14 protein-coding genes and 2 tRNA genes are annotated in these 16,340 nt (G+C 74.4%); 7 read left to right on the top strand and 9 right to left on the bottom strand.

The genetic code is table 11. From position 1 onward, the window contains the following. Nucleotides 1-173 precede the first annotated feature (173 nt). The 3 genes from QNO07_RS09910 (at nt 174) to QNO07_RS09900 (ending at nt 1,749) form a co-directional block, all read left to right on the top strand. Complete coding sequence (locus tag QNO07_RS09910; RefSeq protein ID WP_283991361.1) at nt 174-932, top strand: IclR family transcriptional regulator; 759 nt, start codon at nt 174-176, stop codon at nt 930-932. A gap of 74 nt (nt 933-1,006) precedes the next feature. Beyond that, a tRNA-Lys gene (locus QNO07_RS09905) sits at nt 1,007-1,080 on the top strand. Between the two features lie 168 nt (nt 1,081-1,248). After that, nucleotides 1,249-1,749 carry a DUF3830 family protein gene (locus tag QNO07_RS09900; protein ID WP_283991359.1) on the top strand — a complete coding sequence of 167 codons (501 nt, stop codon included), beginning with the start codon at nt 1,249-1,251 and terminating at the stop codon, nt 1,747-1,749. Nucleotides 1,750-1,851: 102 nt separating this feature from the next. On the opposite strand, the gene QNO07_RS09895 is transcribed toward QNO07_RS09900, so the two are convergent. Together QNO07_RS09895 and QNO07_RS09890 are read right to left on the bottom strand one after the other, a co-directional pair. After that, nucleotides 1,852-3,273 (bottom strand): amidase, encoded by a 1,422-nt coding sequence (locus tag QNO07_RS09895; RefSeq protein WP_283991358.1) that lies wholly within the window; start codon nt 3,271-3,273, stop codon nt 1,852-1,854. Nucleotides 3,274-3,354: 81 nt separating this feature from the next. Beyond that, on the bottom strand, nt 3,355-4,317 hold the full coding sequence (locus QNO07_RS09890) for a D-2-hydroxyacid dehydrogenase (RefSeq protein ID WP_283991357.1): 963 nt from the start codon (nt 4,315-4,317) through the stop codon (nt 3,355-3,357). Between the two features lie 205 nt (nt 4,318-4,522). Here QNO07_RS09890 and QNO07_RS09885 point away from each other — a divergent pair, with 205 nt between their 5' ends. The 3 genes from QNO07_RS09885 to QNO07_RS09875 all read left to right on the top strand — a co-directional run bounded on the left by QNO07_RS09885 (nt 4,523) and on the right by QNO07_RS09875 (nt 7,447). After that, nucleotides 4,523-5,425, top strand: a complete 903-nt coding sequence (locus QNO07_RS09885; protein ID WP_283991356.1) for a maleate cis-trans isomerase family protein — start codon at nt 4,523-4,525, stop codon at nt 5,423-5,425. 47 nt (nt 5,426-5,472) lie between these two features. Beyond that, nucleotides 5,473-6,222 (top strand): maleate cis-trans isomerase family protein, encoded by a 750-nt coding sequence (locus tag QNO07_RS09880; RefSeq protein WP_283991355.1) that lies wholly within the window; start codon nt 5,473-5,475, stop codon nt 6,220-6,222. A gap of 127 nt (nt 6,223-6,349) precedes the next feature. Continuing rightward, complete coding sequence (locus tag QNO07_RS09875) at nt 6,350-7,447, top strand: LLM class flavin-dependent oxidoreductase (RefSeq protein ID WP_283991354.1); 1,098 nt, start codon at nt 6,350-6,352, stop codon at nt 7,445-7,447. A gap of 28 nt (nt 7,448-7,475) precedes the next feature. Here the strand turns inward: QNO07_RS09875 and QNO07_RS09870 are convergent, their stop codons facing one another. Beyond that, nucleotides 7,476-9,275, bottom strand: a complete 1,800-nt coding sequence (locus QNO07_RS09870) for a putative bifunctional diguanylate cyclase/phosphodiesterase (protein ID WP_502961809.1) — start codon at nt 9,273-9,275, stop codon at nt 7,476-7,478. A 307-nt stretch (nt 9,276-9,582) separates the two neighbouring features. On the opposite strand from QNO07_RS09870, the gene QNO07_RS09865 reads away from it, so the two are divergent. Beyond that, nucleotides 9,583-10,776, top strand: coding sequence for a M6 family metalloprotease domain-containing protein (locus QNO07_RS09865; RefSeq protein WP_283991525.1), 1,194 nt, complete (start codon nt 9,583-9,585; stop codon nt 10,774-10,776). A gap of 116 nt (nt 10,777-10,892) precedes the next feature. On the opposite strand, the gene QNO07_RS09860 is transcribed toward QNO07_RS09865, so the two are convergent. The 6 genes from QNO07_RS09860 to QNO07_RS09835 form a co-directional block, all read right to left on the bottom strand. Continuing rightward, nucleotides 10,893-10,966: transfer RNA gene (locus QNO07_RS09860), tRNA-Lys, on the bottom strand. Beyond that, the gene (locus QNO07_RS09855) at nt 10,957-11,544 is read right to left on the bottom strand and encodes a hypothetical protein (RefSeq protein ID WP_283991352.1); all 588 of its coding nucleotides are present in this window, start codon (nt 11,542-11,544) and stop codon (nt 10,957-10,959) included. Before QNO07_RS09855 ends, QNO07_RS09860 begins: the two co-directional genes overlap by 10 nt. A 154-nt stretch (nt 11,545-11,698) precedes the next feature. Continuing rightward, nucleotides 11,699-12,061 (bottom strand): DUF8844 domain-containing protein, encoded by a 363-nt coding sequence (locus QNO07_RS09850; RefSeq protein WP_283991351.1) that lies wholly within the window; start codon nt 12,059-12,061, stop codon nt 11,699-11,701. Nucleotides 12,062-12,142: 81 nt separating this feature from the next. Next, nucleotides 12,143-13,501: an AAA domain-containing protein gene (locus QNO07_RS09845; RefSeq protein ID WP_283991524.1), complete on the bottom strand. Its 1,359-nt coding sequence runs from the start codon at nt 13,499-13,501 to the stop codon at nt 12,143-12,145. 11 nt (nt 13,502-13,512) lie between these two features. After that, a complete protein-coding gene (locus QNO07_RS09840; RefSeq protein ID WP_283991350.1) occupies nt 13,513-15,018 on the bottom strand; it encodes a hypothetical protein in 1,506 nt (501 codons plus the stop codon). Then, nucleotides 15,009-16,247: a hypothetical protein gene (locus QNO07_RS09835; RefSeq protein WP_502961808.1), complete on the bottom strand. Its 1,239-nt coding sequence runs from the start codon at nt 16,245-16,247 to the stop codon at nt 15,009-15,011. The genes QNO07_RS09840 and QNO07_RS09835 overlap by 10 nt, the downstream gene beginning before the upstream one ends. Nucleotides 16,248-16,340 lie beyond the last annotated feature (93 nt).

Genomic DNA, 16,340 nt, shown 5'->3' with positions numbered 1-16,340 from the left:
CCGGTAGCCCCGCCGCCGGACCCGGATCGGCAACACCCCTGGCCACGGGCATATGCCGATAGGTGCAACGACTAGCCAGGAACGGGGTCTTGGGCGTTATCGTGATAACGCACGTACGTGACCGGCAGCGACGGTCGCGACGCAAGCGGTCACTACCTTCCGAGGGGGACACCGTGGCACCTGAGCCCTTGCCGACTGTGCCGTTCCATTCGGTGCAGTACGCACTGCGGGTGCTGGAGGCAGTAGCCGGGCAGGGCGACGGCGCCACCGAGGACCGGCTCGCCCGCGAGGCGGGCCTGCCGCCCGGCCATCTGGCGCATCTGCTGATCATGCTCCGCCGGGAGGGCTACCTCGAACAGCTCCCCGACGGCGGCTACGTCGCCGGTGAGGCGCTGAGCCGGCTCTCCGGAGGAGCCGACCGCAGGGCGCTGCTCCAGGACAAGCTGCAACGCACCCTCACCGAGCTGCGCGACGACATCGGCGCCGCGGTCTACATCAGCCGCTACGTCGACGGCGAGGTCAAGATCACCCAGTTCGCGGCCGGCCCCGGGACGCCCGCGGTGAACGAGTGGGTGGACTTCAAGGCCGCCGCCCACGCCAGCGCCGTCGGGAAGTGCCTGCTCACGCAGCTCGACCACGACGGCCGCCGCGACCACCTCTCGCGCCACCGCACCATCCGGCTGACGTCCCGCACCACGACCAACGAGCGGGTGCTGTTCAGCCAGCTCGACAGCCAGCCGCCGACCGTGCCGGTGCTGGACCTCCAGGAGTACGCCGTCGGCACGGTCTGCGCGGCGGTCCCGGTGACGGCCGGGTCCTCGGTCGGCTGCCTGGCGCTGTCGCTCCCGCTGGAGCACGCGCACCGGCTGCGGGCCGCCGCCCGCAAGCTCAACGAGCAGGCCGCGCCCGTCCTGCTCTCACTGTCCCTCTGAGCCCCGCGGCGCGGGCGGCAAATCCGGTTGCCGGGCACTGCCCGGCACCGGGTAGGATCATCACACGTCAGCAGGCGCCGCTAGCTCAGTTGGTTAGAGCAGCTGACTCTTAATCAGCGGGTCCGGGGTTCGAGTCCCTGGCGGCGCACAGACGACCGAAGGCCCTCCGCACCAGCGGGGGGCCTTCTGCTGTGTCCCGGCGCCAGCCCCCGCGCACCGGTCGCGATTCCGGTGGGCGGCCGGGGGATCGAATGTCGTCCGCGTGGGCAGAACCGCTCGTATGCCACCATCGCCGGGAACACTGACTGGAGGCACGATGGCCGACCGCTTCATCACCGTCTCGCTCGAGAAGCGCGGCGTCAGCTGCACCGCCAAGCTGCTCGACGACCGCGCGCCGATCACCTGCGCCGCGGTGTGGAACGCACTGCCGCTGGGCGGGGACGTCTACCACGCCAAGTACGCCCGCAACGAGATCTACGCCCTGCTGCCGCCCTTCGCGCCCGAGGAGCCGCCGCTGGAGAACCCGACCGTCACCCCCATCCCGGGTGACCTGTGCTACTTCACCTTCACCCAGACCCAGCTGGGCACCGCGTCCTACGGCTACGAGTCGGACGCCGACCACCAGGGCCGCACCACCGTCGTCGACCTCGCCCTCTTCTACGAACGCAACAACCTGCTGATCAACGGCGACGCGGGCTGGGTGCCCGGCATCGTCTGGGGCAGCGTCGTCGACGGCCTGGACCGGATGGCGGACGCCTGCCAGGACCTGTGGCGCGCCGGAGCGCTGGGGGAGTCCCTCAGCTTCCGCCGCGCCTGACCCCGCAGCCCGCAATCCGCAGCCCGCAACCGCAAACGCACCCCGGTGACCGGCTGAGCGGAGGCCGGTGCCGCGCGCAGCCCGCCCGGCACCGGCCTCCGCTCAGCCCGGCAGCGACTCGCCGAGCAGCCGGGGCGCCGCCAGCCGGCCCAGGCCCGCGCCGTACAGCGCGTGGCAGGCGCGCAGCACCAGGGCGTCACCGTGCCGGGCGGCGACCAGCTGCACCCCGATCGGCAGCCCGTCGCCGTCCACCCCGCACGGCACGCTCGCCGCGGGCTGCTGCGTGAGGTTGAACGGGTACGAGAACGGCGTCCACCCCGTCCACCGGGTGTGAGTCGAACTCTCGGGGACCTCGCGGCCGGCGCCGAACGCGGTGATCGGCATGGTCGGCGTCACCAGCAGGTCGTACCGCTCGTGGAAGGCGCCCATGGCCGCGCCGAGTGCCATCCGCACGTCCACCGCCTCCAGGTAGTCCAGCGCCGAGCGCGCCGCCCCCTGCTCGCAGATGTCCCGCAGGCCCGGGTCCATGCGTTCGCGCTGCTCGGGGCCGAAGCCCTGCGTGACCCGGGCCGCGCCCGCGAACCACAGCGTGTGGAACGCCTCCACCGGGTCGGCGAACCCCGGGTCGGCCTGCTCCACGTGCGCCCCCAGCCCGGCCAGCGTGTCGACCGCCGCCCGCACCGAGGCGGCCACCTCCGGGTCCACCGGCACCCGGCCGCCGAAGTCGGGGGAGAAGGCGACGCGCAGACCGCGCACGCCACCGGCCAGCTGGTCGCGGAAGCTCCCCGGCACCGGGCCCAGATGCGACCAGTCCCGCGGGTCGGGACCGCTGACGACGTCCATCAGCAGCGCGGCGTCGGCGGCGTCCCGGGTCATCGGGCCCACGTGCGCCAGCGTGCCGAAGGCGCTCGCCGGATAGAGCGGCACCCGCCCGTAGGTCGGCTTCAGCGCGAAGACCCCGCTGAACGACGCCGGGATGCGCACCGACCCGCCGCCGTCGGTGCCCAGCGACAGCGGGCCCGCTCCCAGCGCCACCGCCGCGGCACTGCCGCCGCTGGAACCGCCGGCGGTGCGGGACGGGTCGTACGGGTTGCCGGTGGCGCCGTGCCGGGGGCTGTCGGTGACACCCTTCCAGCCGAACTCCGGGGTGGTGGTCTTGCCGAGGAACACCGCGCCGTGCCGCCGCAGACCGGCCACCGAGGGCGCGTCCTCCTCCCAGGGGCCGTCGGTGGACAGCGCCCAGGAGCCGCGCAGCGTCGGACCGCCGCGCTGCAGCAGGATGTCCTTCACGGTGACGGGCACCCCGTCGACCAGCCCCGCCGGCTCACCGGCACGCCAGCGCTCCTCGGACGCCCGCGCCTGCCGCAGCGCGGGCTCCGCGTCGATCCGCACGAACGCGTTCACCCGCGGCTGGACGGCCTCGGCACGGGCGAGCACCGCCCCGGTCACCTCGACGGGTGAGAAGTCACCTGCGGCGTAGCCCGCGACGAGTTCCGTCGCGGTCATGGAGGTCAGATCGGTCAACGCGGTCCTCCGGAAGGGGAGGCCGCCCGGCGGCGCGCCGGGCGGCGGTGGGGCGCCCCGGTGGCCCGGGGCGCCGCGGCGTCAGGTGGCGGGGACGTACCCCAGCTCCTTGTCCACCACGTTGAGCAGCGGTTCACCCGCGGCCCAGCGGTCGAAGTTGTCGCAGAACTGCACCGCGAGGTCGTCGCGCCAGCCCAGCGTGTCGCCGCTCATGTGCGGCGACACCAGCAGCCCCGGTACGTCCCACAGCGGGCTGCCGGGCGGCAGCGGCTCCTCGTCCAGCACGTCCACGGCCGCCCCCCGGATCACACCGCGCCGCAGCGCGTCGACGAGGTCGGCCGTCACCACGTGCCGCCCCCGGCCGATGTTGACGAAGTGCGCCGCGGGGTTCATCCTGGCGAACGCGTCGGCGTCGAAGAGGCCGACCGTCGCCGCGGTGAGGGGAGCGGCGCACACCACCCAGTCGGCCTCCGGCAGCAGGCCGTGCAGCGCGTCGGCGGCCCGCACCGTGCCGAATTCCGGATCGCCGCCACGTTCCCGCCGCCCCACGAGTTCCACCGTGACACCCAGTGCCTGCAAAGTGCGGCCGATAGCGCGGCCAATGGGGCCGGAACCCACCACCACTGCCCGTGTTCCGGCGACGCGTTTTGTCTCCCGGTGCCGCCACCGGTGTTCGCGCTGCAATTCCCATGTGCCGGCAAAATCCTTGGCCATGGCCACCACCAAACCGGCCACGTATTCGGCGATGGGCTGGTCGAAGACGCCCCGGGCATTGGTGATCACGGTGTTCGAGCCGGCCAGCTCCGGCAGCAGCCGGTCCACTCCGGCGCTCGCGGTGTGCACCCACGCCGGGCGCGGGCCGCCGCCCGGCCAGGCCGACTTGACCGCGTCCGAGGTGAAGTGCCAAACCAGCAGGACATCGGCGTGCGGCAGCCGTGCGGCGAGGGTGTGCTCGTCGGCGTGCAGGACCTCCGCCCGGCCGGCGAGCCTGCTGAGGTCGGGCAGCGGATCGGCGTCGAGGACGAGGACACGGGGTTCGGACATGGAGGAGAAACCATTTCGAAACGAGGGCGGGTTTCACTGGGCAGCGAGACGGGACGTCCATGCGGATGCAAGGATTGACCACGGTAGGGAGAAGAAACTACCTTCGTCAATGAAGGCATCTGTCCCGGCGTTCCGGCACTCGTCCGGCTTCTTTTTTCTCCCCGGCCTCATTGGCCGGTCCCTGCGCATGATGAGGGGCTCGAAAATGGATGTCTCGTTTCTAGGCGGCCCGGAGCCGCAGCGCGGCGTGGGAATCGTCGCGCCGTTCGACTTCGCGCTGGACCGGGAGCTGTGGCGCTGGGTACCTGACGACGTGTCACTCCACCTGACGCGCACCCCGTTCGTGCCGGTCGAGGTGAGCCTGGACCTCGCCCGGCTGGTGAGCGAGCACGAGACACTCCGCGAGGCCGTACAGGCCCTCATCGCCGTCGCCCCCGAGGTCGTCGCCTACGCCTGCACGTCCGGGTCCTTCGTCGGAGGCGACGCCGGAGAGCGGGGCATCACCGCGGCCATGGTCCAGGCGGGCGAGGTCCCGGCCCTCACGACCTCCGGCGCGCTGCTCGCCGCGCTGCGGGAGATCGGCGCCCGCCGGGTCGCCGTCGTCACGCCCTACACCAAGTCGGTGACCGACTCGCTGGAGGACTACCTCGGCGAGGCCGGCGTCGAGGTGACCGGGCGCAGCTACCTCGGCCTCACCCGGCACATCTGGAAGGTGCCCTACCGGGACGTCGTGGGCATGGCCAGGGAAGCCGTCGCCGACAACCCGGACGCGCTCTTCATCAGCTGCACCAACCTGCCGACCTACGACGTCATCCCGCAGCTCGAGGCCGAGCTGCGCATGCCGGTGCTGTCGGCGAACCAGGTGACGGTGTGGGCCGCGCTGCGTGCCATCGGCAAGCAGGCCGTGGGACCGTACCAGGCACTGCTCGACCCGGTGGCCAGGCGCGGCCCCGCTTCCATGGCGGCGCTGCCGGAGCCGGCAGGCGAGCCACTGCCGCCGCCTGAGGCCGCCTATGCCGAGACGGCCCTGCCGGCGGAGGCCGAGCCGATCGACATCCTGGCGGAGCCGCCGCTCGGGGAGGACCCGGGCGGCCTTCCGCCGGTATGACCCCTGCGGGGCGCAGGGGGAAGCACCACCGCTCAAGGGAGTTGCAGATGGCCCAGGCGTCCGGGCAGTCGGTCGGGTTCCTCTACCCCGGCCACTCGGCGGAGGACGACTACCCCAGGCTGGAGGGGATGCTGCGGGAAGCGGGAGCCGACGTCCGCCTCCCGCTGGTGCACACCGACATCGGCGAGGACGCGCACCGTGTCGACGCCCTCCTGGAGATGGGCTCCACCGACCGGTTGGCGGCCGGTGTGGACGCGCTCAAGCAGCAGGGCGCGCAGGCCGTCGTCTGGGCCTGCACCAGCGCCAGCTTCGTCTTCGGCTGGGAGGGCGCGCACCGCCAGGTGCGGGAGCTTTCCGCAGCCGCGGCGCTGCCGGCCTCCAGCACCTCCTTCGCGTTCGCCCACGCCGCGCGGGCACTCGGCCTGGAGCGGGTCGCCGTCGCCGCCACCTACCCGGACGACGTCGCCGAGCACTTCGCGGCGTTCCTGAAGGCGGCCGGCGTCGAGGTGGTCTCGCTGCGCGGCAGCGGCATCATCACCGCCGCCGAGGTGGGCACCTGGGGACGGGCGGAGACGCTCACCATGGCCGGTGCCGGGGACCACCCGGACGCGCAGGCCGTGCTGCTGCCCGACACGGCCCTGCACAGCGCCGCCCACATCACCGACCTGGAGTACACGCTGGGCAAGCCGGTGCTGACCGCCAACCAGGTCACCGTCTGGGAGGGGCTGCGGCTGCTCGACGGCACGCACGGCGAAGTGCGTTGCCCGTCGCTCGGCCGCCTCTTCGGCGCCTCCTGACCCGGGCGGCGCACCCGCGCCGCCCGCCCGGATGTGCCGCCCGTCACCGCCGTGCCGCCGCGGGGAATAGCCCGCGGCGGCCCCCGGTTGGCCGGGAGGCACGCACGGCGAGGAGAGGCAGGACACGGTGGCGGAACAGCGCGGGACGCAGATACGCGGGCAGGTGCGCGGCGAGGCATCCGTCCCGCTGTCGGTGCTCGACCTGGCGACGGTCGGCTCCGGCAGCACCGCCGCCGACGCGCTGCGCACCTCCACGGAACTGGCCGGCCTCGCCGAGCGCCGCGGCTACCACCGCTACTGGGTCGCCGAGCACCACTCCATCCCCGGCGTCGCCAGCTCCTCGCCCGCGGTGATCCTCGCCCACCTGGCCGCCGGCACCCGCCGCATCCGGCTGGGGTCGGGCGGAGTGATGCTGCCCAACCACGCCCCGCTGGTCATCGCCGAGCAGTTCGGCACGCTGGAGGCGCTCGCCCCCGGCCGCATCGACCTGGGCCTGGGCCGGGCGCCCGGCACGGACGGCGCCACGGCCGCCGCGCTGCGCCGCACCGACCGGCTGCGCGAGGGCGCCGACGACTTCCCGCAGCAACTGGACGAGCTGGTGCGCTTCCTGGACGCGGGTTTCCCCGACGGCCACCGCTACTCCCGCATCCACGCCGTGCCCGGCCCCGTGCAGGGCGCGACCGGACGGCCCCCGGTGTGGCTGCTGGGCTCCTCCGGGTTCAGCGCCCGCCTGGCCGGCACCCTGGGCCTGCCGTTCGCGTTCGCCCACCACTTCTCCGCCGCCAACACCCTGCCCGCGCTCGACCTCTACCGGGACTCCTTCCGGCCCTCGCAGGTCCTGTCCGAGCCCTACGCCCTGATCGGCGTGTCGGCGCTCGCGGCCGACGAGGAGAAGGAGGCGCGCCGCCAGGTGCTGACGGGGGCGCTGTCCATGGTCCGGCTGCGGGCCGGCCGCCCCGGCCTGGTGCCCAGCCCGGAGGAGGCCGAGTCCTACGACTTCAGTCCCATGGAACGTGAGGTCGCCGACGGCTGGCTGGCCAACGTGGTGCACGGCACCGCCGACGAGGTGCGGCGGGGCCTGGACGGCCTGGTGAAGCGCACGGGCGCCGACGAGCTGATGATCACCGCCAACGCGCACGGCGCGGCGGCCCGGTTGCGCAGCTACGCCCTGATCGCCGACAGCTACGGCCTGCCCGGCACGGACCTTCACGACGAAGCGACCTGACCCGGGCCCGTCCCGACGGGGACGGCGGTCAGCCGCTGCCGAGCAGCTGGGAGATGCGTTCCGCCGCCACCGGCTTGGAGTAGTGCCAGCCCTGGCCGGTGTCGCAGCCGATGCGCCGCAGCCGTTCCGCCTGGGCGGGCCCCTCGACGCACTCGGCGGTGACGGTCAGGCCGAGCTTGTGCGCGAGGTCCACCAGCGAGGTGACGATGGTCTCGTCGGCCGGGTTGAGGTGCCGGGCGGTGCGGAAGGCACGCACGAAGGTGCCGTCCAGCTTCAGCGCCCGCACCGGCAGCCGGCTGAGGTAGGCCAGGTTGGAGTAGCCGGTGCCGAAGTCGTCGATGGCGATGCGCACCCCCATGTCCGACAGCGCCTGCAGTGCCTGCAGCGGGCGGCCGGAGGACCCCATCACCGCCGACTCGGTCAGCTCCAGTTGCAGCAGTCCCGCGGGCAGCCCGGTCTCGGCCAGGATGCCGGCCACGTCCGCCACCAGGTCGGAGTCCCACACCTGCCGCACCGCCACGTTGACGGAGACGAACAGCGGCGGCCCCGAGGTCTGCTGCTGCCAGCGGCGGGCCTGGCGGCAGGACTCGGCGAGCACCCAGCGGCCGAGCGGCACGATCGCGCCGTTCTCCTCGGCGAGGCCGATGAAGCGGTCGGGGCCCAGCGTGCCGAACTGCGGGTGCCGCCAGCGCACCAGCGCCTCGACCCCGCGCAGCGCCTCGTCGGCCAGTCCGACGATCGGCTGGAACTCCAGGATGAACTCACCGCGTTCGACGGCCGGGCGCAGCGTGCTCGACAGCGACTGCCGGGTGATGCGGTGGGCGTTGCGTTCGGGGTCGAACAGCGTCCAGCGGTCCTTGCCGTCGGCCTTTGCCCAGTAGAGCGTGGTGTCGGCGGCCTGCATCAGCTCGGTGGCGGTGGTGCCGTCCGCGATCCGTTCGACGACGCCGATGCTGGCCGAGACGGTGATCCGCCGGCCGCTCACGTCGAAGGGCCGCCGCAGCTCGGCTCCCAGCTCGGTGGCGAGCGCGCTGAGCTGGTCGGTGCCGGTGGACGCCTCCACCAGCAGCGCGAACTCGTCGCCCCCGAGCCGCGCCACCAGGTGGCCGCCGGGGGAGGGGGAGCCGGCCGCGCAGCGCACCAGGCGGCGGGCCACCGCGTCCAGGAGCAGGTCGCCGATGCGGTGCCCGAGTGTGTCGTTGACGGCCTTGAAGCCGTCGAGGTCGAGGTAGCACAGGCCGACGCGGCCGGTGGCGCTGTCGTTGAGCGCGCCGGCCAGCCGCTCGAAGAACAGGGCGCGGTTCGGCAGGCGGGTGACCGGGTCGTGCATCTGCAGGTGGCGCAGCCGGTCCTGGAGGTCGCGGCGCTCGCTGACGTCGGCGACGGTCAGCAGGGCGGCACCGTGCGGCCGGTCGGCGGGCACCAGGGTGATCTCCACCCACAGCGGGTGGCCGTCCGCGTGCTTGAGCCGGCGGGTGCAGCACATCCGGTCCCGTTCACCGCGCAGCACCGCTCGGCAGGCGGTGCGTGCGTGGTCGTCCAGGGAGAGGCCCGGCAGTTCGGCTGCGGGCAGCCCTTCGAGCCGTTCCGGCACGGTGCTCAGCAGGGCGGCGAGCGCCGCGTTGGCGGCGACGACGCGGCCCTCCTCGTCGACGACGGCCATCGCCTGCCGTGCGGTGTTGAATGCCGCGGCAAAAACCCCTGGTTCAACAGCGGTCCCAGGGGAGCGAAGCGCCGCATGACTACCGTCCGTAACGCGTTGAGCAGCCTTTCCGGCGGTGTCGGGGCGATCGGGGGCGCTGCCCTGACTGTCGAGAATTCCGTTCACCGATCGCTCCCGGAGGGGATTCGTGGCTGGAAAGTCTGCCGATCATAAGGGCTTTGGCCAAGAAGGGGCCAGCAGCCGGGAGGGTGCCGCCACTCCTGGGGTGGCCCCTGCGCACGTCCGTACGAGCGCCCCCAAAAAGATACGGTCACTTACCCTGGGTAATCATACTGGGCTGACCCACTCGGCTTAATCAAACAGGTAAAAACCGTAAGTATCACCGCAAGGTGGACGTGGTGTTCCACGTCAGCTACGGGAGGTACCTGTGAGCCCTGTGCGCCTACCGCAGGAGGAGTCGCTCCTGTGGCGGATGCGCCGTCCGGCCTCGGTGCTCACCGCGCTCGTGGCGGTGATCGGCACCACCTCGATGGCAGGGCCGGTCCTCGCCGAGCCCGCGCCACCGTGCGCCCTCCCGCGCACGGACGCCCATCACTCCCTCGGCCTCGACACCTGGAACGACGCGTACGTGCGTCCGCGGAAGACGGTCGACGCCGTCATGGTCTTCCTGTCCTTCCCCGACTCGCGCCCCCTGACCACGCCCGCGCAACTCGCCGACGACCACTTCCCGGCCACCGCGGACTTCTTCCGCAGTGCCTCCTACGGGCGGCTCGACCTGCGGGCGCACCCGCTGGACGAGTGGATCGAGATGCCCTCCGCGTCGCGTTCCTACGACATAGCGCGGGACTGGAACGCCGGCATGCGCTCCGCGTTCGTCGACGACGCGCTGGCCGCCGCCGACCCGGAGGTGGACTTCAGCCGCTACGACGTCGTCTACCTCGTCGCCGACCCGCACGCGCCCGGCGTGGACTCCGACGCGACGAAGGTCGTCAACTTCCACCAGCCGGTGAAGAAGGACGGCACCGAGCTGCGGCGGGTCGTCACCGTCTTCGAGCAGTACCCCGCAGACCGCAACGTGCTCGCGCACGAGACCGGGCACGTCTTCGACCTGCCCGACCTGTACAACCGCCCCGAGGACGGCAAGGGCGACTGGGACACCCACGTCGGCGACTGGGACCTGATGGGCAGCCAGTTCGGCCTCGCGCCGGACCCGTTCGGCTGGCACAAGTGGAAGATGGGCTGGCTGGACGACGCCCGCGTGGACTGCGTGCAGGCACCGGGCACCACCAGGCACACGCTTCAGCCGCTCGCCGAGCCGGCCGCCCGGCCCGGGGCCGACACCCGGCTGCTCGCCGTACGCACCGGGCCGCACGAGGTGATCGCGGTCGAGGCGCGGGAGCCGGTCGGCAACGACATCGCGCTGTGCACCGCCGGGCTGCTCGTCTACCGGGTCCGCAGCGACACCGCCTCGGCCGGCGGTCCGGTCGAGGTGCTCGACGCGCACCCCGGCAGCGGTGCCTGCCACGGCAGCTCGGTGCACCCGGAGCTGGCGGACGCGCCCCTGGGTGAGGGGGAGACCCTGCTGGCCGCTGACGGGGCCGTCGCGGTGACCGCGGTCCGGCGGGCGGAGTCCGGCGCCTGGACGGTACGCGTCACCCGGCGGTGACGGCGGCCGCGCGCACGAGCCGGCGCTCACGCGCACGTGCCCGGACGCGGGCGGCGGTCACGCGGCTGCCGGGCACGACGAAGGCCCTCCGCGGACGGAGGGCCTTCGACTGTCTGTGCGCCGCCAGGGACTCGAACCCCGGACCCGCTGATTAAGAGTCAGCTGCTCTAACCAACTGAGCTAGCGGCGCCTGCTGACGTCGTAGACCTTAGCACCCGGCTCACCGGACGCAAAAACCGACAGCGGGCGGCCATGGCTCCGACCAGCGCGTACCGCGCGCAGGCAGGCCCAGAGCAACGTCTCGGCGTCCGGCAGCCACGGGTGCCGCACGTCGGGCGCCACCAGCCACCGGGACGCCCGCGGCGGCTCGGCGGTGAGACGCACGGCCGGCACGGTGACCGCGTCGCCCAGCCCGTGGCACAGCAGCGGGGGGATCGTTTCTGCACCCCTGTGGGACGGCCCCCACTCCTCCCAGCCGAGCAGCGCGGGCAGCCGGTCGGCCGTGCCGGGGGCGGCGAACACCCAGATGCGGCCGTGGTGCAGGGCCACCGGCCCGCTGCCCGGACCCGCCGACCATAAGCGGTCCAGCATGCGGCGTCCGAAGAGCACCGGTGTGCTCACCGCGTCGAAGGCCGTTCCGCAGGGCAGCACGCTCGGGGCACCGGGGCGCGCCGCCCACAGGGCGTGCACGCTGCGCGGGAAGCGGCACGCGGAGGCCAGCCAGTCCGCGCCGGCCGGGGTGACACAGGTGGAGGGATCACTGCTCATGGAGAACAGGTCTACCGCTGCGACCGACGGTCTTCTTGCGGATCGGCAAAAACCGGGACGGGCACCGGTCGCGGCCCGTACAGTACGCGCCGCACATGTCGGATCACGCTTGCCCGCGGCGTACCCCGCGGTCCCGCCCCTCCCGCCGTGCGGATCACTCCGGGGTGCGTTCGCGCAGCAGCTCCTCGCCGAACTCCACCATCTTGCGGACGTAGTCCTCCGTCCACTGGGCCCGGTCGGCGATCGCCGCGTCCGGCAGCCGGTCGAACCGGCGGGGGTCCGCCAGCTGCGCGGCGGCCATCGCCTGGAACTCCATCGCCCGGTCGGCTGCGGCGCGGAACGCCAGCGCCAGCTCCGTCGAGCGGGCCAGCAGCTCCCGCGGATCGCTGATCGACTCAAGGTCGAAGAAGTGCTCGGGGTCGGCCGTGGACTCGGCAGGCTCGAAGGTCAACGGCACGGGCCGCGAGAAGCGCGGGACGCCGCCGCGCTCGTCCGAAGCCGGATGCGGCTCGGGCATGGAGATACCTCCGTCGTCGTTGGGGCCACTCACCATTGTCCCCCGGCCGGTCCGGACGCATTCGAAAAGCGTCCGGACCGCTCAGGTGACCCGGTGCCGCGCCAGCTCGGCCAGGACCGCCTGATGGGCCTCCCACCCGTCGGGGAAGCGCACCGACACCCCCAGCTGCACCGGTTCCGTCGAGGGGTGCTCGTCCAGCAGCTCGGGCACCCCCGCCCGGCAGACCACCACGCAGGCGTGCCGGTGCCGGGAGGTCAGCACGCACAGCCGGCCCGTCTCCAGGTGGAACGCGGTGGCGTCCGGCCGGCCCGACAGCGGGTGCAGCACCACCGTCAGGTCGTACTCACGGCCCTGGAGGCGGTTCGCGGTGTCCACCGTCACGCCCGTCACGCCAAGCGCGGCCAGCGCCTCACGGATCGCGGCGGCCTGGTCCCGGTGTGCGGTGCCCACCGCGATCCGGTCGGCGGTCAGCGGCGCCGGATCGGGCGTCCGCTCGCTGAGCGTGCTGCCCCGGCGGTCCAGCGCCCGGCGCACGACGCGCGCGACGGCGGCCACCGCCTCCGGGTCGGTCCGCGGGGTGTGCCGCGCGGGCAGCTCCAGCAGGCCCCACCCGGAGGACGCCGCCTCGTCCAGCACCCGGTCCGGCGCCGAGCCGTCCGACCGCTCGGCGAACCCCATGGCACGGTCGCCGGGGCCCGTCCCGCTGCGGAACGGCGTGAACGGGTAGAACGCCTGCGACACCAGGGGCGCAGCGGAGGCCGGCAGCCGCCAGGACACCGGCAGCCGGTGCTGGGGCAGCCCCGGGTTGTGGGCCAGCAGCGCCGCCACCGCGCTCGCCGACGGATCGTGCGACAGGCCCGCCCACTGCTCGGTGCCCACCTGGCTGAACGGGTCGAGCTGGCCCGGGTCGCCGACGAACAGCGCGTGCTCGAACAGCCGCGCCACCGCCAGAAGCGCGTCCGACCGCATCTGGTACGCCTCGTCCACGATGGCGTGCCGCCACGGCTCGACGTCCTTCACGTGCGCCCACTTCGCGGCCGTCGACACCACCACGTCCAGGCCCGCCAGATCACCGGCCCGCGCCGCCATGCGCACCTGCGGGTGCCGGTCGGGGCGCGGCTGCGGCGGCGTGTAGTCGCTGCTGTGCAGCCGTCCGACGGGCAGCTGCGGATCGGCCTCGGCCAGCCGCTCCACCAGGTCGTCCACCTGCGCGTTGGTCTGCGCCACCACCATCAGCGCACGCCCGGTCGCGGCGATCTCCCGGGCCGCCCGCACCACCAGCGTGGACTTGCCGGCGCCCGGCGGGGAGTCCACCACCACGCCGCGTCCCGTGCCGGCCAGCGTGTCGGCGAGGATCGCCGCCGTCGCGGCGGCGGCAGCCGCGCCGGGGTCGTCCGGCGGGCCGCCCGCGTCCCCGGGAGCGGTGGCGGCCGGGGCGATGGGGGACGTACTCACAGCAGGTCCTCCTCGGTGACCGGGTCGGGTGCGGCGCCGTCGGTACCGGGCGGGCCGCCGTGCGTCCACGGGGTGTGCTCCGGCTCCGGCAGGTCGGGTCCGCCGCGCGGGGCGTGCTCGAACAGCGTGAAGCAGACCCGCTCGCCCGGCCCTGGCACGGAACCCGGCGCGGGCTCCTTGCCGCGGCCCATGCCGCCGGTCAGCCGCACGGTGATCAGTCCAGGTCCCGGGGAAACGGCGAACTCGCCCGTCTGCGCCCGCCCCTCCGGCAGCGCCCGGAACACAGCGGAGCCCTCCGACAGCTGCGGGAGGTCGTCGGTGCGGACCGTCACCAGCGGGCGCGGCATCCTGCGCCTGCCCTCGGACCAGGCCATCTCGACCTCCGCGACCTCACCGGTGAACGCCTCGCCGGCCAGCCGCCGGGCGGCCATCACCAGCGGGTCGTCGAGCGCTTCGTGGGCCGCCAGCCGGGCCTGGTCGCGCTCCCTGGCGGCCAGCTTGCGGGCCGCCGTCACCGCGTCGTCCCGCCGGGGCTGCGGCGGCTCGCCGGCGAGCAGCCGGTCCCGGTGCGCGGTGCACGACCAGCGGTCGCTCTCCCAGCGCGTCGGCACCCGCCGGCCGGGCGGGAGGGCCCGCAGCAGGTCGAGGCCCTCCCAGACGGCGTCCCAGGTCGGACGCAGCTGAGACGCGAGAAGCGCGGCGACCTCCTCCTCGGCGCCCGGCAGCTTGGCGTCGTAGCGCTGGACGGCGGGCGCCAGCCGCTTGTTGTCGAAGGCCGGGTCGGTGGCGGGACCGGCCGGCGGGGTGCGCAGCAGACCCGCGGCGTCCCGCTCGGTCTCAGCCCGCAGGGCCGCCGCGGCGCCGTCGCCGGGGTGCCGGAACCAGGCCAGCAGCGCCCCGAGGTGCTGGTCCTCCAGGCTGCTCTGGCCGGTGGCCCAGTGGCGGCCGAGCAGGTCCGTCATGGCGAGCAGCAGTGAGGAGCCGGGCACCCGGGCCCGCTCCCCGAAGTGGCTAAGCCAGCGGCCCAGCAGCGGCACCCGGGGCGGCGCCGGATGGGCGGCCTGCGGGTCCTCCTCGGCGGTGCGGCGGAACCGCATCGACCGCCCGAGCAGCCGCACGAACTCCATCCCGCCGCGGTTGGGCACCAGCAGCTGGGGTGCGTCCAGGCACAGCTCGACGGGCTCGGCGTCCTTGTCCTTCGGCGGCACCGCCTCGGTCGCGGCCAGCACGGCCTCGACGTGCGGCAGCACCTCCTCGGCGAGCGCGGCGAGGAAGGCGAACCGCAGGTCCCGGTCGCGGGGCTGCGGCACGGTCAGCAGGCGCGGCGCGTCCCGGTCGGTGCCGACCAGCGCGCCCAGCGGCGCACCGGCCTCACCGGCCGTGGTGAGCGGTACCAGGACCAGTGGCCGGTCGGACAGATGCCGGTGCCGGACGGTGGTGAGCGGCGTGACCGCCCCCGTCTCCACGGCCTCCATCCGGGCCAGTGTGGTGATCAGCCCCATGCCGCCCCCTCGGGCACCGCCGGGCCCGCCGCCCGCGCCCCGGGCACCCCGCCGGCCCCGGCGTCGGCCTCGCAGCCGTGCCCCGGAGCCTCTGCGAGGGCTTCGGCCCGCAGGCGGGCCGCGCGCCGCAGGGCGGTGACCGCCGGGTCGGCCGGGTCGCCCGCGAGGCCGCGGGCCGCGTCCAGCGCGCTGCGGACGGTGGCGAGGCCGCCCAGCTCACCGCGTGCGCCGCGGCCCAGCGTCGTCACCTCACCGGCCGACCTGGCCTGGCCGCGGCAGTGGAAGGCGAGTTCGCAGCCGGCCAGGCACTGCGGGTCGTACGCGGCGGGCACCGTCGCGACGGCCGCGGCCAGCTCCCCCGCGGGCAGGTCCGGGTCGAAGCTGACCCCGTCGGGCACGGCGCCGGCGATCTCCTCCACCCGCGTCAGCCGGTCCAGTTGCCGCCGCACGGCGGCAACCTGCCTGCGCAGGTCCATGGCGGCGGCGGTGGGCTGGTTGGAGAAGTCCTTCGGGCACACCAGCAGCGCCCGCTCGTCCACCGCACCGCCCATCCGGGCGAGCGCCAGCGCGTAGACGGCCGCCTGCCGGGCGGCGGCACCGACCTTGGCCGGGTCGGCGGAACCGTCCAGGATCGGGAAGGACTTGATCTCCACCACCGTGCGGCGCCCGTCGGGGGCCACGGTGACCGCGTCCGGCTCCAGGTGGACGGGGGAGCCGCCGACGTCCAGCTCCAGCATCGGGTGGGCCAGCAGCGTCCACCGGCCCTCGGCGGCGGCGCGGTCCGCCTCGGCCAGCGCGAGCCGGGTGCGCTCGGCGCGGCCCGCAGGGCCGTCGGCGGACAGGTCGGGGACGGCGACGTCCTCCGGCTCGGGCACGTCACCGCCCATGCGCTCCCGCAGCAGGGCGACCAGAGCGGCGCCGTTGTCGGCCGTCAGCCGGGACTCGAAGGCGTGGCCCCGGGCGAACGCGAACTGCGACTGCCCGAAGGGCGCGGGAGCGCCGAGGGCCTGCGCGAGCGCGGCCTTGTCGACGCCGGCGCCGTCCAGCAGGGCGCGGCGGCGGCAGCCGGGGTTGGCGGCGAGCGCGGAGATGGCCCGCGCGTCCAGCGGGCGGGCCGGGCGGCCGGCGCCGCGCAGTGCGGCCAGCCGCCGGGGCAGGGCGGTGCGCCGCCCGTCGGGGGCCTCGGCCCCGGCGTCGCTGCGGGGGGAGCGGTGCGGGTGGTGCGTCACCCGGCAGAGTCTGGCATCCGGCACCGACAACGGCCCAGCGCACCCGCCGTCCCCCGCCTCCGGCGCCCGCCCGGCCGGTGCGCGATGATGGAT

Origin of the sequence: Streptomyces sp. 549 (assembly GCF_030124175.1) — a bacterium.
In the GTDB taxonomy this organism is placed as follows: domain Bacteria; phylum Actinomycetota; class Actinomycetes; order Streptomycetales; family Streptomycetaceae; genus Streptomyces.
The sequence above is the reverse complement of the archived record's forward strand: the minus strand, read 5'-3'. Positions and strand labels throughout refer to the sequence as shown.